This is a genomic window from Pseudoalteromonas sp. CR1, from assembly GCF_019392235.1.
Classification (GTDB): Bacteria; Pseudomonadota; Gammaproteobacteria; order Enterobacterales; family Alteromonadaceae; genus Pseudoalteromonas.
Genome location: NZ_JAHXRM010000569.1, coordinates 1 through 242 on the forward strand (window position 1 = coordinate 1; position 242 = coordinate 242).

The window sequence follows — 242 nt, forward strand, 5'->3', positions numbered from 1 at the left end:
GCCATGGCGGAACTGATCGATCTGTACCTGTTCGCGGGTATACCGCTGCTGTTCCTCGACGCCCAGTTGCGGTGGCTGTGGCGTGATGAGCGTCCAGGGCGTGGGCGACCAGACCAGCAGGTACATCGCCAGCACCTCGGCGAAGGTCACCAAGTGGTTGTCGGCGGTGCTGCTGGTAAAAATCGGCTTCTTTGCACCGCCGAAAAAACGTTCGCGCAGGGTCTCGTTGCTGTCCAGCGCGG

General features: G+C 62.0%; 1 pseudogene. It reads right to left on the bottom strand.

The annotated features are described in order from the left end of the window. Nucleotides 1-242, bottom strand: a pseudogene (locus KZZ04_RS20590) (alkaline phosphatase family protein); the annotation flags it as partial.